The following is a 16602-nucleotide window of genomic DNA, read 5'->3' as shown; positions in this document are numbered from 1 at the left end:
ATCATATGTATTGCACTCAAGTCGCAACAAAGAAGGGGAAAAAGTGGGTCTGCGTCACCGATGGCCCGGCCGATCCACTGACCGGGAAAAGGAATCAGGTTTCGCGGCGCGGTACCACGAAAAAAGAAGCAATGAAGCGTGTTGAAGATGCAATCAATAAGCTATCAGAACACGGGCTTGTCCATCAGACCAAAGAAAAAATTACTTTCGAAAAGCTTGCTAAGGAGTGGCTGAATGCTTACAAAGTTACTGGCGTAAAAAAAAGTACAGTGCACCTTCGATCCAAGCAAATCAAGAATTTAAATAAATATTTAGCTAAAATGACAGTCAGTAAGATAACCCCAAAAATGTACCAAAATATTTTGAACAGCCTGCACACCGAAGAAAGTCTGGCGGAATCTACTATAGAGGGAATCCATGTTACTGCGTCTATGATATTCGAGCAGGCCGTAATCTGGGGAGTGATAACAAAATCACCAACCAAGTCAGCGAAGTTACCAAAGAAACGAGTTACTGTAGAAGAGTTGGAAAAGAACACCGATCCAATTGCTCAAAAATATCTGGAGAAGCATGAGCTAAAAGAATTTCTTAATATAGTATCAGAACACGGGCTTACTAACGACAAAGCGGCATTATATATTCTCGCTTTTACTGGGATACGCGTGGGAGAACTCTGTGCTTTAAAATGGGATGACGTAAATTTCGACCAGAATGAAATTAAAATAACCAAGACTATTTTCAATCCAAATAACAACATGAAAAATTACGATATTCTAACACCAAAGACCACCACATCTGTAAGACGGGTAAGCATTGACACTATTTTAGTAGATATGCTGCGAAATCATAAAGCACAGCAAACCAAGATGCGAGCGTTGAACAAAAATGACTACCATGGTAACTTTGTAATTGCAAATCCTAATGGGTATCCGTATGTTATAAAAAAAATAAATGTACGCGTTAAGAGAATTTTGAAGAAAACATCAATTACAAAAAAGGTAACTCCACATACGTTACGTCATACTCACATAAGCATGCTAGCTGAGGCCGGAGTAGATCTGAAAACTATTATGGATCGAGTGGGGCATAAAGACATGAAAACCACTATGCAGATCTACACTCATGTGACCGAGAAAATGAAAAAGACAGCAGACGAGAAACTGAAAAATTACATGGAGGATATTATTCGCTAAAAATGTGATTGAAATGTGATTTTTTTCTTGAAAAAGACTCTTCTCAGGAGTCCTTTTCCTTGATATATCAGGGTTTTTCGACCTTCTGTATACATCATGCTGTACATGCCGCCCCATTCCAGCTTCTGATGCTTCGTTCCTTCGCCGTCCGGACTATGGATATCGATCGGATAGCCGGAATGCGCGATCGTATCCTCGAACATCCGCTGCTCCAGCAGATCCTCCGCCGTCAGCGTATATACGCCCTTAATCTGGCGCGATCCCCGAACGCCGATATTCGGTCCGGTCGATTCCACGACCGCATGCTCGAAGCCCGGAATGTACTTGCGCACGAACAGCTCCAGCTCGCGGCACTGCTTGCGGCCTTCCATCTCCGCTTTGCTCAGACTGAACGCATCCGTCGGATCGTGACCGATAATCCGGGTCGTATTCAGGATGACCTCGCCCGGGTTATTCGTTTCGAAAAACAGCACATTTTCCCGCGGGATCGAGATCTCCCCCCTCTCCTTCGCCAGCTTGAACAGGCTGTCGAACCCGCCTACCGACAAGCGCGGCGCCTTCTCGATGATGGACGTGTCGCCCTGATACAGCGGAAAGTCTTCCGGATGGGCGTGAATATATTGCTTTACCTTCGAAATATCGACGTTGTACATCTTCATCTTCAACGTCATCGGCTGCATCGCCCCGTCGGATTCCCTGCCCTTGGTGAACTCGGCTCCCGCGCCGACGGACAAATCGCCGTCGCCCGTTCCGTCGATGAACACGGACGCCTCGATATCGCTCAGACCCGATTTATTGCATACCGTGATGCTGACGATTCGTCCGCCCTCGGTCTTCACGCCGGCCAGCATCGTATGGTACAGAATCTCCCCGCCGCTCTCGGTGACCATCAGCTCCAGTTCATGCTTCATCGCTTCGGCATCGAACGGCGTGACCGAGTACGTGAAGCCGACCGTATCGAAAATATGCCCCGGCGACTTGCCCTGCTTCTTCAGCCGTTCAATCAACTGGTCCGTAAACCCTTGGATGGCAAGCTTCTCTCCCGCATGGAAGGTCATCATCGGACCTACCCCATTCGCGGTAAGCGTCCCGCCGAGAAAGCCGTGCGACTCTACAATCAGCGTCTTCGCCCCCAAGCTGGATGCCGCAACGGCAGCCATCGCTCCCGATATGCCGCCGCCCATGATCACCACATCATACTTCAGCCTGTTCCCCATGCCGTCATCGCTCCTTCTGATTGATGTATGATTGCTGCTTACCCATAGCCTACCAGACAAAAACCTCATTGTAAATGCTTTCAGGAAAATAATTTTCTATATATCCGAAAATTATGTTTATCATTTTCCGAGTATGTTACATCTATGATTTAGCGCATAAAAGGCAAAAAAATTACCGAAGCTTACGCTCCGGTCATCTGCGATGGGCATTGCCTCATTGACTATCATCATGGATAGGCCTGCCAAAAAGATTGTGCCAGCCTAATTTCTCATGGGTTATTTGCAATATGTCTCAATAACCGTTCAGCGACCACAGCCACCTCGGCGCGGGTGATCGGCTGATTCGGTTCGAAGTTTCCGGACTCGCGGCCCACCATAATTCCGGCCTCGATTACCGCTCTGATCGACGCTTCCGCCCAGTGGCCTATGATGTCGGGCGGGATCGGTTTATCTGGCCCTTTCATCGCCTTTTCTACCAATTGCATAAACTCCTGCCACCGCGGGAGTATCCGGGACGGGCACGCCTTCCCGCTCCAGTGGCGGTGCGGTACGATAGCGTTCAGCCCGATGCCGTGCCGCTTGGCCAGCAGAGCGATCAGCTCCGCGGCCCGCTGCCATGCCAACGGCTCGTCCATTCCCTGATACATGCAGACCTCGATGCCGATAGACGACGCATTTCCGGGGCCGTTGCCGTCGCCCGCATGCCAGCCCTGCTCGTCATCCCGCAGACTCTGGTAAATCTCACGGTCATCTACCGTGTAGTGCCAGCTTGTCTGCGTGCCGCCGCTCCCGTTCAAAATATAACGGCTGTGCGCTTCGGCCGTAGCCCCGGGAGCGGTATTATCGGTATTGTGAACGGTAATATATTGCGGCTTCATCGGCCGGCTCGGCTTGTTCGGCCGCCCGTCGGGAAGCAATCGCTGCTTGATTTCGATAGTCACTTTTCATCAGCTCTCTTCAGAAAAAATTTGATCTGGAAGAAAACAAATCCGATTGCGATAGAAAGAGTGACTTCATCGCTACGATGTTCAGCTTCTATCTTCCATAGTAAATTCTATGATGACAAGATAGAATGCGCCGATTGCATATGTCCCGCGCCAAAAGATTGTTTTTTATTGGAATGGTTGCAAACATAGCGAAAAGGGGTTGTCCCAAAAGTAGTATTTCACTACAGTGAGACAGCCCCCCCTGATTCTCAAAGCTCGACTCGCCGAAAACTGCAAAACTGCAGCTTTCCTTTATGACGTGTACTCCGCTACAGGGAATCCTGCAAAACGGCATCAATTTCTGACTATCCAATCGATAAAAGATAAAATCGATGAACATCATGTACTTTTGCAGGAATTTCCTCAAATAGCGGCTTATAGAGCAGAAATTGATGCATCCACGCAGCATTTCACTGCTTCATCCATCTTTCACCGGTTTGCGCGCCGCCGTTTTTCCCGCATCCACATTCTCTGTTACCTCGTCATCTCCATCATTTTGCAGTGCCTGTGAGACACCCCCCGGAAAAAGCTGGCGTTGTGCCGCGTCTCTCTTCTCTCTTTTCCGAACGTACCACAATGCAATGCCGGCGGCGCACAAGTATGCACAGACAATGTAAATGATTAATTGTCTTATATTGTCATTTCAAAATGATTGCAGTCATACTATTTAGGGTATTATAATAAAAAAATATGAGGCTTCATTACGTTAAAGGATTATTTTATTAAAGGAGAGTTGCTATGCCGGGTAATGACAGAAAGAAGATTATAGAGAGTGTTCCACAAAAGGGATTTTTCGGGCATCCGAAAGGCTTGTTTACCCTCTTTTTCACCGAGTTCTGGGAGCGATTTTCCTATTATGGAATGAGGGCAATTCTTGTATTCTTTATGTACTATGAAGTGTCGCGGGGCGGACTCGGGTTTCCGGAGAACACCGCGCTCGCCATTATGTCCATCTACGGATCACTCGTGTATATGTCCGGGATAATCGGTGGTTGGATGGCTGACCGGATTTTGGGTACGTCGAGAGCCGTTTTTTATGGCGGTATCTTGATTATGCTCGGTCATATCGTGCTGGCCGTACCGGGGAATGCTTCGCTATTCTTTATATCCATGATCTTGATTGTGTTAGGTACGGGCCTATTGAAACCCAATGCATCCAGTTTAGTAGGGGAAATTTACAGCGAACAGGATAACCGCCGAGATGCGGGCTTTAGCATTTTTTATATGGGGATTAACCTTGGAGGGTTCTTATCTCCTTTAGTTGTAGGAACCGTCGGGATGAATAATTTCCACCTTGGCTTCGGTCTTGCTGCGATCGGAATGTTCCTCGGATTGGCTGTCTATGTAGCAACCCGATCCAAGTATCTGGGTCTTGCCGGCACGATTGTCGTCAACCCGCTCTCACCCGCCGAGAAGAAAAAGGTCTTTACTATTTTGGGCGTGGGTGTCGTTGTTTTGGGCGCCTTGATCGCGGTTACGATTGCTTTCGGTGTTCTAACCTTCGATACGTTTATCAAGCTGGTTGGGATTCTAGGCATCCTGATTCCCACCCTGTACTTTGTTGTTATGTACCGCAGTCCTAAAACAACGCCCGTCGAGCGTTCGCGAGTGATTGCGTACATTCCTTTGTTCATTGCTTCGATTATGTTCTGGGCAATTCAGGAGCAAGGGTCTACCATTCTTGCCAACTATGCAGACAAGCGTACCCAACTGGAATTCGCAGGCATCCATCTTTCACCCGCCTGGTTCCAGTCCCTGAATCCGCTCTTTATTATCATACTGGCTCCTGTATTCGCTTGGTTATGGGTGAAGCTCGGAAATCGCCAACCGACCATACCCCAAAAGTTCTCACTGGGCTTATTGTTTGCAGGCTTGTCCTTTTTGATCATTCTGCTGCCGGCTTACTTCGGCGGACCCGCTTCGCTCGTCAATCCATTGTGGCTCGTGCTCAGCTATTTCGTCGTCGTACTCGGAGAGCTGTGCTTGTCGCCGGTGGGCCTCTCGGCTACTACGAAGCTCGCGCCCGCTGCCTTCACGGCCCAGACCATGAGCCTATGGTTCTTGTCTAATGCCGCAGCTCAAGCCATTAACGCCCAAATCGTAAAGTTCTATACCCCGGAAACCGAGATGCTTTACTTCGGTGTTATTGGAGGGGCAGCCATCGTGCTGAGTATTCTTCTCTACTTGCTGTCCCCGAAGATTCAAAGCTATATGAAAGGCATCAAATAAGCAGATTCCTGTCGTCAGACAGCCTGATTCCTTGTCCTTAGTAATGCATAACATATGTACTCGATATGTACTCGCAGCTCATGGCCGTCAGAAAGTGTCGTATTCTGGCGGTCTTGGGCGTGCTCGTATTCGAACAGTCAGACTCAATGTGTCCCAAATATGACGAACTAATGAATTTGACGATTCTGTGATAAGTCTACCACCTTTTTGATACTTCTTCAACCTGAACATTTATCGCATGCTGTTATTTTCGGGAGAAGATAATGCCTCTATGAGACAGGAGCGATAACATGAACAAGAGCACAAATGTAACAGGTCCTCATGTTGCCATCCCCCCCTCTTTCAACATGGAAAGTCCGCTCCCTGATTGAGAAGTAACGCCTCACATCCGTTTGGGCGAACTTGCCTCAACTCCCCCTTCACGCTACATATCTATATATGGACCCTCTGCGATTCACTCCCCCTTGCAGCCCTGCAATGACTCTAGCACTGACGACTAGAGACCTAAGCTCCTCGCAAAAATAGGAATACATTTCTGTCTGAAAACCTGCTTATATCCGACCTTTGTATTAAAAAGCCCCTCTTTTTGGACGATAAATACTCAAATCGGATTTTACTGTTTGTTGTCGAATTTTTATTGGAAGTTCATAACTGCAAACACCCTAGAGGAGGGGCTCTATGTTAAGAAGCATTAAGCTGAAACTGATGCTGGCCTTTTTAGTGACGATTCTCATTCCTATATCTATCATTGGCGTGATTGTGCACAATAGCATGGTAAAGGAAATAACCGATAATTTCGTGACATCAACCACGAATGAAGTCGCACAGGTGGACGGCCGAATGTCTCTTTATTTCGACACGGTAAAAGAGAATGTGCAGCTCTTGGCTGCCAGCCCGCTCGTCAACAAAGCCGATGACACCATCACTTCATATATGAGCCAGCCGCAAAGCACGGAGGCAACACCTTCGAAGAACGGCGGCATTGAAGCTGAAATTTATAAAGAATTAGAGCGTTTTGCCAAAACGCATCCAAACACGTCTTCCGTGTTTTTGGGCACTGCTGACGGCGGTTACGTGCACTGGCCTGAAGAAGAAGTGGCTGCCCAATATGACCCGCGCAACCGCCCTTGGCGATGGGCTAGCGAGTCCCGATCAAGCGATTGTGTCTGAACCATACGCAAGTGCGGTTACCGGCGCTTTGAAAATGACCAGCGTAGCCGTCGTCAACGACGGCGGCAACAAGCCGCTGGGCGTAATCGGACTCAACATAAGCCTGAGCAAACTGGCAGAGCAGCTCGACAGCATCCAGATCAAGACGACAGGATATGTCATTCTGCTCTCCCATGACGGAACGATTCTGGCCCACCCGCGCAACCCGGAGCTAATATCTAAAAATATTGCTGATATCGGCGTACCGGAATTTGCCGACATCAAAGAAAAAACTTCGGATCATTTCGAGATACAGATGGATGGCACAAGCTACATGACCAATTTATATACGTCACAGCAAACGGGTTGGAAATACCTATCTGTCGTTGAAAAAAGCGAATTGACTCAAGAAGCCAACAAAATCGGGCAGATCAATCTCATTACCAGCTCAATATGCGCTATCTTGGCCGTGCTGCTGGCGCTGGCGCTTGCATCAAACATTACGAAGCCGCTTCAGATTGTCGTCACCAATCTGAAGGCGATTAGCGCAGGCGATTTCACGGGCGAAGTCCCTGCTTATATCCAAGAGAAAAAGGATGAAATCGGCGTGTTAGGACAATCGCTGCAGACGATGCAATCCTCGATTCGCCATCTGGTTGCAGAAATACGCGGCGCCGCAACTACATTGGCAGCCTCTTCCGAGGAGCTGTCCGCCCACACGGCAGCGAGCACGGAACATATTCAAGAAGTCGGATCTGTCGTTAAGATTGTCGCAAGCGGCGCTGAGACGCAGATGCGGGGCACGGAAGAAGGCTCCAAGGCGATGGAAGAGATGGCCATCGGCATTCAGCGCATCGCGGAGAGCACAACCAGTATATCCGAGACGTCGATGGATACGTCCGAGCAGGCGAAGAATGGCAACATGCTGCTGCAGGAAGCGGTACGACAGATGAATACGATTGATGAATCCGTGCGCAATTCGGGAGTTTTGGTTCAAAATCTGGGCGAGCGCTCGGAACAGATGGCCGTTATCGTCGATGCCATCACCGACATCGCATCGCAGACGAACCTGCTTGCCCTGAATGCGTCCATTGAAGCCGCCCGCGCCGGCGAGCATGGTCAAGGCTTTGCCGTCGTTGCCCATGAGGTAAGGAAGCTGGCGGAACGCTCGGCGGACTCCGCGCGCGAAATCGCCGACCTGATCGATGAAGCGAAGAATGATGCCTCCAAGGCTGTCGAGTCGATGGATAACGTTCGGGACAGCGTTGCCGATGGTATTTACAAATTAGAAAACTCAGTAAAACTGATTCAGCGCATCTTATCGGAAATTACCGATATGGCAGGCCGAATTCAAGACACGTCAGCCGTGACGGAAGAAATGTCCGCCGGCTCCGAAGAAGTGCTTGCGTCCGTTAACGAAATCGCGCACATCGCCGAGAAGAACGCGGAGCATGCCACGACACTCGTGAAGTTCACGGATCAACAATTGCTGGATATGGCCACCTTGATGAAAAATGCGGAGCAGCTGAATCAAATGGCGCAGACGTTAAGCCAAATGATGAGCCGCTACAAAATATAATGGCTAAATAAATCGGAGCAGGTAATGAGACCTCTTGTTCCAGACATCTATACGTACTTTCCAAGCAAAAAAGGCTCCCGACGGAGCCTTTTTACCTTGCGATATCAAGCTTTGCGGGCGATCGATTGCATTATGCGCCCCTTCCTCGCTTTCCGCCAATGTTTGCATTCATTCACAATGCCTTATCCGGCAAGGAGTGACTTTTACTGACTGCTTCCAGGGCTCATTATTATCTATATGCTCAACGATGTGATTCTTCGGCTTATTCTTATGTGTTACAATGAGACGGGAGGGAAATATGAAGAAATACTTATACATCACGATTCATCTTATTTTCGTATTGCTCCTTGCGGGATGCTCAACGGGTATTCCGGCAATAAACCAGACGGTGCAGCCTCAGCAGTCGGCTGGTACCTTGCAAGTGTACTATTTGGACGTCGGCCAAGGAGATTCTACACTGATTAAGACTCCAAAAGGACAGCATATCTTAATTGACGGCGGGGACAATCACAAGGGGCAGGATGTCGTCGAATACCTTGAAAGTCTCGGCATCACGCAGCTGGATGTGGTGATAGCAACACATCCGGACGCCGACCATATCGGCGGTCTGGATACGGTGATTGATGCGATACCAACCAAAAGCGTTTATGCGCCCAAAGTGAGCCACACCACTAATACATACAAGGATTTCCTGATGTCCGTCAAAAATCGGGGCCTCAAAATCAAGGCAGCCAAGGCAGGCCTCGAAATCCCGCTGGAAGGCGTCACAGCGAAGTTTGTTGCCCCCGTGGCTGAGTATGGCAAGGATCTGAATGCTTGGAGCGCGGTTCTCCATCTCACTTATGGCAAGACTTCCTTCCTCTTTACCGGCGACGCTGAGACCAGAAGCGAAAAGGACATGCTGGAGCATCCGAAAAAAGTGCGCGCCGATGTGCTGAAGGTGGGACATCACGGATCGGACACGTCCACGTCGCAGGACTTTCTGGACGCCGTCAAGCCGGCATATGCCGTAATCAGCGCGGGCGTAGACAATAAGTACGGCCATCCTAAAAAAACGATTGTGAACCGGCTCAAGAAGGCTGGCGTTGAAATATTCCGGACAGACCAACAAGGAACAATAACAGCAATCAGCGATGGCACCACAATAACATGGAAAACGACCAAATAGCCCCGGAGCGCTCCGGGGTTTGGCTTCGTGCCTTTCAAGGTTTCTTTTTGCTGGAGTGATACTCTTTTTCCCAACAGGGAGCAGGCTCGGCCAAGCCTTATTTCCCCAACTTGTCTTCAACAATCTGAGAGGCTCCGCGCGGGAGCCTTTCTGCCTTGCTCTATCAAGCTTTGCGGTACCACCAATCACCACTGCAATCATCCCCCGGCCAAAAGCGAGGAAATGTTGTCCGGCCGGAGATTCCGCAAGTACCTTATGCTATTTTTCGGCTTCCTCTGGTCTCTTTATATGCAGCGGCGGTGGTACCAACCAGCCTTTTTCTTTGCTCATCTCCAGAATTTTCAAAGCTATTGCCGCTTTCGTTATATGATATTTACCAAACAACGCACCAATGTCTTCACGAATGGATTTCCCCATGATTTGGCTGCACATAACCATGCCGGCCGCAGAATCGGCTCCAATCAAAGACGTTATTTCTTGATCCGTAAGTCTCGCTCCAACGGGAATTTCTTCAAGTTTGGCTTCTGGCCGGTCAGGAAGATTCGGACTAGGAGCGATTCCATTGCTAATAAGAATTTCATCGCATTCCTTCTCTTCGAGTTCTGCTTGATTAATCAAATCGCCTAATATATTTTTTAAATCCTCATCTCCTGCGTGGTAGTGATAAGCCCGATATACAGATACGCATCCTTTCGCTTTCATCGAAAAGGCCCACACAGCAAAGACTTCCCCATAATGCAGAGGTTCATCTTTAGGGTTTCCGCTTAAAATTCCCATTCATAACATCTCCTAATCAAATTTTCACCAGCCGTTCTGGTCGTTGTTAAGGTTATCTTTCTAAGGGGGCATTATCCATATAAGTTTTTACCAACCCGCTCTAGAAACGATCCTGGATGGCGAGATCATATGTATTGATCTGGAGCGCCTGGAATCGCGTCATGACGGCCTCGATGTAGTATTTCGATATCTTAAGTTATCGCGGCGTTGACTTGCGAGGGTTCCCCCTGATACGACGCAAGGAAATCTTGAATGCTGCCGTATCGCCCATCAGCAAACACATGATGAAGACTCCGTTTATGGAAGGCGCCGGTGAGGCATTATTTTTGGACATCTGAAATAAACGAATGGAAGGGATTGTGTGCAAGCGAAAAGACAGCCCCTATGTGAGCCGTCGATCTTCCAGCTTGGCATAAGGTAATCAACTGGTCTTATATGGGACGTATGGAACACGGGGTAACGGAAGGACGAATTGAGCTGGCTTGCTGCCATTGATACGGAGAATGGACAAATGCGGCCAGTTGGCGTTATCGAATTGGGGGCTAGTCCGGAAGGTTATCATACTCTAAAAAAATGTTATTGAAATGTGATTTCTTATAGAAAAGGGGGTGTCCCAAGTCATTGACTCGGGACACCCCTTTTCTCAAAAATGTAAAACAAAAAGAAATCGTTCTTTAGTAAAATGGAAGTACCACCAACCATATACGAAAGGAACGATTTCTTTGTATATTCAATATAACATGAACCAACTGTGCCTGCCAATAGACTTGGAAGAAGATATCCCTGCAAATCACCTTGTTCGTATGATCAATCAAGCAGTGGATCGTCTGGATCATCAAATCTTTGCCTCCGCTTATCCAGGCGGCGGACGTCATAGCTACCATCCTAAAATGCTCACCAAAATCATTATCTACGCTTATACCCAGCGTATCTATTCTTCTCGTCAAATTGCCAAAGCGGTGCGTGAGAATATTCCATTCATGTGGCTTGGAGCCAGACAACGCCCGGATTTTCGCACCATCAACCGCTTTCGGTCCGAGCGGATGAAGGATGTGCTCGAACAGATTTTCACGTCAATTCTTGGTTTCCTTGTCGAGGAAAATTACGTTAAGCTGGAACATTACTTTTTAGACGGGACGAAAATCGAAGCCAATGCCAATAAGTATACCTTTGTCTGGGGAAAAGCCGTGGTAAAGCACAAAGCCAAATGGCAAGACAAAATAAAGACGTTGTTTGCAAGCATTAAAGAAGCGGAGCGTCAGGAAGAGCAGGAGCTGCAAGGGCAAGATTTGCGAGAGCTTGGGGAATCGTAGGTCACGAGCGAGAAGTTGGAGAAAGCCGTAGAGCAACTAGAGCAAAAGCTGCAAAAGCAACCCAAAAACAAGCCACTTAAAAAAGCAGTTCGGCTGTTGCGTAAAGATCTCCTGCCTCGCTTGCAAAAATATGAACATCATCAGGAAGTGCTCGGCGAACGGAACAGCTACAGTAAAACCGATCCGGACGCTACCTTTATGAGAATGAAAGAAGACCACATGAAAAATGGACAGCTCAAGCCTGGTTATAATGTACAAATTGGCACCGAAAATCAGTTTGTGGTCGGATACAGTTTGCATCAGCGGCCTACGGACACCCGTTGCATGAAACCTCATTTAGAGAAAGTGAAGAACGCGCTGGGCAAACTTCCTGGAACGGTTATCGCAGACGCAGGTTATGGAAGCGAAGAGAACTACGCTGATTTGGAGGAAGAAAACGTAGATGGTATCGTGAAATACAACACGTATCGTCAAGAAAAATCTAAGAAATGGAAACAAGATGTCAGCAAGATAGATAATTGGGAATACAATGAACAGACGGATACATGGACATGCCCCGGTGGGCAAAGCCTCGTTTTCCGGTATGAGAGTAAACAAAAAACCGAGAGTGGATATGAAATTCAACTTAGGCATTACCAAAGCCAGGATTGCTCGAATTGTCCCCTCAAAGCAGCCTGCACAAAGGCAAAAGGGAACCGGGAAATCCGAGTAAGCATGAAGTATCTCCGCTATAAGCAACAAGTGCGGGAGAAGCTGCGAAGTGAAGAAGGATATGCCCTGTCGGTTCGACGAATGATAGAACCGGAAAGTGTCTTTGGGCAAATGAAAAACAACAGAGGATTCAGACGCTTCCTGCTTCGAGGCCTGTCGAAAGTAAGCCTCGAGGTCGGGTGGCTTTCCCTTGCCCACAATTTGCTCAAGTGGGCAATGATGAAGCAAAAAGGTCGAGTAGGGGAATCATTGTAACCCCTAACTCGACCTTTTTTCGAATTTTGCTGCCATCCTACAGGTAGTAAAAACTACTTATGGGACGGCCCCGGCAGTCAGTTGAGGATGGAGCCGATTCAAGAAGCTCTGAAGTAAATTCCTTGCGGCAAGGAATTCCCTGCGCTAACCAAGGTTCGTAAGTTAAATACTTTCACGTTGGATACGATGACTCCGGTGGCTGTGCCCGGGCCTCCTCCGCGGTAAGAATAGGTTTCGGTATTTCCATAATTAGTGCTGGGCGTCGCATATTGATAATTGACAAAGCCGCCAACTCCATTTAATGGTGCTCCGAAATAAGTAGTAACATTCGAGGGCGACGTAAGATTGAATCTGATTTGATACTCGGTGAACCAGTATGATTGTCTAGTGTTCCCGTTGTATTGAACGACAAACCTACTTGAAGGTGTCCCAGAAGTTGTCCATACGCTTGTTAAATTTTCTTGTTCCCCGGAATAGCCGCCAGAATCCGAAAGCTTCATCCACTTCGACTCTCCCTGACGCAAGGAAACATTGATCGTGCCATACCTTGCATAGTGGTCCAGCACTCCCCGGTAATCACCTTCAAGTGAAGATTCGGGATCAGTTGCCGAGACAGTCAAAGCATAGGGTCCCGGATTGGTCACGGATGTCGTCGTATTGATATCCGACACGCTAACCTCGGCTCCGCTTTCATCATCGGAATACAGTGCGACCCACTCGGACAGGTGAACGATTGCCTCCCCAGGTGAAACACGGTAGGCGTATGGCAAAGGAACTCCCTCGCCAGGAGCCAACGTGGCAATAAATTGATCTTGTGGAGGCAAGACATTCAAAAACGCCCGGGCTACATTATTAGACGCTTGAAAAATATTATTTCCGTCACTAATGGTAGAACCATATGCAGTGGATCGGTATAAATCTATCGATCGGGTGTCAGATGGATTTTGGATATAAATCCAAAACTTCAAATCATTCTTTGTGCCGTTGACATGGGAAGACCATATGCGGAATCGTCTTGTCAGGGTGTCTTGATATAACGCTTTATTGATATGACTCGATTTGTTAATGGTTTCGGGGGCATTCGATACGAAGACTTGTCCTCCCGCCTTCGTATAGGCCACTTCAGAGCTTGAAAAAGGAATCAACGAAGTGGAGAAGTTCAAAGGGTTGTTCGGAGTCCCGGCAAAAATAGGAGCAGGGAAGCATAGCAATGAAATCAGTAATAACATGATAGAAATCTTACATGATTGAAAAATTACCTTCATTTTTTCCATCCTCCTTTTAAGCATCTTATCAGCTTACATTATATTCCTTTCTACAGTAACACTCAAACCTAAATATGGAAAATATGAGTCAGCCTGAATCGTGATAAATCATTGCAAATATACTGAAATGCTTGGTCTGTTGGGGTGGATTGGATTTGGGAGATTTCATATTATGGAGCTAATTCAATTAACCTATAATGTGGACTCGGCGCTAAAAATTCTAATGGCCATGGACTTTTGTAGTGGTTCGACACATTGATTTGATGTTGCTGTAAGCGGCAAAGAGGAAAAACTCCTAAGATTACTATTATATGAACGCTCACGAAAAGTTGTCGTCGACCCCCATTAGCGCAAAACCCTGGGAGATCGACGATAAATGAATTTTACCGTAAAGCCTACGATGTCAAGGAAAAGTGTGGTACATTGGTGTTGGCTTTTTTCTGTTATTGTGGATCGTCTGCTGAAAAATAGGGGTACAGGGCTGGGGGCCGAGCCAACTCCCTGTTGCATGATAAGACCCGTGGGAGCATTCCTGCGGCTCTTACTTAACGCGAAATGAGAGCGTGAATTCATTAACACCAAAAAAGAAACCTTGAGAGGTTTTAGTCCAATCAAGGTTTGTATATCATAAAAATCTAATACCATAAACTATGTCACTAGCCGTGGAAACCTCTCTGTTCTTTTTTTGGCTATTATAGGTTATTAACAACAATCTCTTATTTTCAGCCAAGCACCATACTTTTATGAATCGATCATCGCAATAACCTTCACAAACTGCGATTGTATAATCGTCTCTCTCTAAAATCATTTTCGTATTTACATCAACATCTATTGTATATTTATCAATAAATTTTTGTAAAAAGTCTTCCGCTAGTTCTTCTCTACTAATATCTAAATTAACATTATAAAATGAAATCTGTAACGCACCTTTAGGATTTACAGAGGAGAATATATTAATAACATCATCATCTTGTTCATATTCCCACGTTGTTGGTAACTCCAATGTCATCCATCCAACAAAGCTGTACTGATTATATGTTTTTGCACTCAATTTCGTTTACCCCCTTTGAAAAGATGCACCAGTAGTAATCATCCTTATGCCACTGGTGCACTTTATTATTTTCTTCTTAGCAAGGATAAGTTTTTAGTACACCCTTATGCCCTGATCCGTATACTTTATTCGCTTCTTCAACATATCTTTCGAGCTGTTTCGTACCTCTCTTTATTGCTCTAGAATTATCAGGTTTCAGTTCGTAGATAGTTTTATTTTTCGAATCGTAACCATCCATTCGTTTACCAGAAGGGAGTCTCTTTTCTTTCTGAACTCCAGGACCATAGTCATACTCTTTATGCAGTTTTTTACCGTATTCCACTGCTTCTGGTCAAGTCCAAAATTATGTGTAAATTCCCTCAAGCAAAATTCGTTGCTCTAGCTTAACCGTACAACCTTGGAAGAAGTCTTAGCATGTGTTTTGCGCCATTCCAAATAATCCGTCATATCCAGATACTTTCGGCCATTGCTCCACTTTTCATCTATCTCCATTAGCAAAGCACCAAGTAATCGGTATGCAGAATCTCGGTTTGGAAAGATACGAATCACACGCTCACGACGCCGTACTTCCTCGTTTAAACGCTCTTGGCTGTTTGTCGTACGCAGACGCTTCTCTGGAATCGACATTACCGCCGTAGCATTGTCGAAACCTTGCTCCAGTATACGCATCGCTCGCTCCGCTTTCTCACTGTATGTCTCTAACGTTTTATCCAGAAATAACCGAGCTGTCTCTAAGTCCGGAGCATCTAAAACGCCTCGGATGGCACGGTGCACATCTTCCTTGAGACTTTTCGGTGTTGCGTCCAGCACATTACGAATAAAGTGCGTCTGGCATCGCTGCCATGTAACCCCCTGAAAATGCTGACGGATCGCACGCACAAGCCCGCCATGCTGGTCAGAAACGATGTAATCCACGCCCCGTAACCCACGCTGCTTCAGTTCCTGGAAGAAGGCCCCCCCACGTCTCTTCCGATTCCGAATCGCCGAGCATGTGCCCAAGCACTTCTCGTGTTCCGCCGGTATTGACTCCTGTTGCGATCAACAGTCCACGAGAGCGTACACGACCGTCTTCACGTACCTTCAAGTACATGGCGTCTACTAGCACAAATGGAAACGGGCTGTCACCAAGTGGACGATGGCTCCAAGCTTGTACGATGGGATCAAGCTTCTTACATAACTCGCTCACCGTAGACTTTGAGAATTCGGCGCCACACAGTTCCTCGGTAATCTGCGACACCTTGCGAGTAGAGACACCATTGACAACCATCTCCAACAAAAGCTTGCTCGCTTCGTTGGTATCGGGCAAATAAATTCGTAGAGAACTTGCCATCCCGGATACGTGGAATATGAAGCGTAAGCGTGCCTACACGTGTTGTGAGCTTATGCGGGTATGTCCCATTCCGATATCCCTTGCGCTCCTCTGCTCGCTCATAACGTTCTGCATCCAACTGTTCGGTCACCTGCGCTTGTAAGACTTGATTCACTACGGATTCCAGCAGCTTGGCTACACCCGCATCTTTACGATCTCCAATAAATAATTGCTGCAAAATATTCGAATCTACGTTAATCTGATATTGAGCCATTTTCAAATCCACCCCATTAGTTTGTTGTGTCAGCAACTACACTCTACTTGAGGGGTTTGAACATGGCTCTCTTCATTTATTGGAAGAAGCTATTTTACACAATTATACGGACTCAACTGTCGCTAT

At 47.1% G+C, this 16602-nt stretch carries 11 protein-coding genes and 2 pseudogenes; 6 read left to right on the top strand and 7 right to left on the bottom strand.

What is annotated here, in order from left to right:
* Positions 1–5: 5 nt before the first annotated feature.
* Complete coding sequence (locus OCY70_RS25035) at positions 6–1193, top strand: tyrosine-type recombinase/integrase (protein ID WP_213430250.1); 1188 nt, start codon at positions 6–8, stop codon at positions 1191–1193.
* Here the strand turns inward: OCY70_RS25035 and OCY70_RS25030 are convergent.
* A complete protein-coding gene (locus OCY70_RS25030; RefSeq protein ID WP_249725488.1) occupies positions 1190–2410 on the bottom strand; it encodes an FAD-dependent oxidoreductase in 1221 nt (406 codons plus the stop codon). The genes OCY70_RS25035 and OCY70_RS25030 overlap by 4 nt on opposite strands.
* Positions 2411–2679: 269 nt before the next feature.
* A complete protein-coding gene (locus OCY70_RS25025; protein WP_213430251.1) occupies positions 2680–3351 on the bottom strand; it encodes an N-acetylmuramoyl-L-alanine amidase in 672 nt (223 codons plus the stop codon).
* 783 nt (positions 3352–4134) lie between these two features.
* Between OCY70_RS25025 and OCY70_RS25020 the strand changes: the two genes are divergently transcribed.
* From OCY70_RS25020 to OCY70_RS25005, 4 genes are all read left to right on the top strand, one after another.
* Positions 4135–5625 (top strand): peptide MFS transporter, encoded by a 1491-nt coding sequence (locus OCY70_RS25020; RefSeq protein ID WP_213430252.1) that lies wholly within the window; start codon positions 4135–4137, stop codon positions 5623–5625.
* Positions 5626–6303: 678 nt separating this feature from the next.
* Positions 6304–6795, top strand: coding sequence for a cell wall metabolism sensor histidine kinase WalK (locus OCY70_RS25015; protein ID WP_261945280.1), 492 nt, complete (start codon positions 6304–6306; stop codon positions 6793–6795).
* Complete coding sequence (locus OCY70_RS25010; protein ID WP_261945281.1) at positions 6734–8353, top strand: methyl-accepting chemotaxis protein; 1620 nt, start codon at positions 6734–6736, stop codon at positions 8351–8353. Before OCY70_RS25015 ends, OCY70_RS25010 begins: the two co-directional genes overlap by 62 nt.
* 298 nt (positions 8354–8651) lie before the next feature.
* Positions 8652–9521 carry a ComEC/Rec2 family competence protein gene (locus OCY70_RS25005; RefSeq protein WP_213430254.1) on the top strand — a complete coding sequence of 290 codons (870 nt, stop codon included), beginning with the start codon at positions 8652–8654 and terminating at the stop codon, positions 9519–9521.
* Between the two features lie 258 nt (positions 9522–9779).
* Here the strand turns inward: OCY70_RS25005 and OCY70_RS25000 are convergent, their stop codons facing one another.
* On the bottom strand, positions 9780–10298 hold the full coding sequence (locus OCY70_RS25000) for a DUF3231 family protein (protein ID WP_213430255.1): 519 nt from the start codon (positions 10296–10298) through the stop codon (positions 9780–9782).
* A gap of 722 nt (positions 10299–11020) precedes the next feature.
* Here OCY70_RS25000 and OCY70_RS24995 point away from each other — a divergent pair.
* Positions 11021–12577 (top strand): annotated as a pseudogene (locus tag OCY70_RS24995) (IS1182 family transposase).
* A gap of 98 nt (positions 12578–12675) precedes the next feature.
* Here the strand turns inward: OCY70_RS24995 and OCY70_RS24990 are convergent.
* The 4 genes and pseudogenes from OCY70_RS24990 to OCY70_RS24980 form a co-directional block, all read right to left on the bottom strand.
* Complete coding sequence (locus OCY70_RS24990; RefSeq protein ID WP_261945282.1) at positions 12676–13851, bottom strand: hypothetical protein; 1176 nt, start codon at positions 13849–13851, stop codon at positions 12676–12678.
* Between the two features lie 616 nt (positions 13852–14467).
* The gene (locus OCY70_RS24985) at positions 14468–14893 is read right to left on the bottom strand and encodes a hypothetical protein (protein WP_213430257.1); all 426 of its coding nucleotides are present in this window, start codon (positions 14891–14893) and stop codon (positions 14468–14470) included.
* Between the two features lie 76 nt (positions 14894–14969).
* On the bottom strand, positions 14970–15215 hold the full coding sequence (locus tag OCY70_RS36275; protein WP_373871508.1) for a hypothetical protein: 246 nt from the start codon (positions 15213–15215) through the stop codon (positions 14970–14972).
* Positions 15216–15271: 56 nt separating this feature from the next.
* A pseudogene (locus OCY70_RS24980) lies at positions 15272–16476 on the bottom strand (IS256 family transposase).
* Between the last annotated feature and the right edge of the window lie 126 nt (positions 16477–16602).

This window comes from Paenibacillus melissococcoides (assembly GCA_944800085.1).
In the GTDB taxonomy this organism is placed as follows: domain Bacteria; phylum Bacillota; class Bacilli; order Paenibacillales; family Paenibacillaceae; genus Paenibacillus_B; species Paenibacillus_B melissococcoides.
Note: the sequence above shows the minus strand (reverse complement) of the source record. Positions and strands in the feature narration are given on the sequence as shown.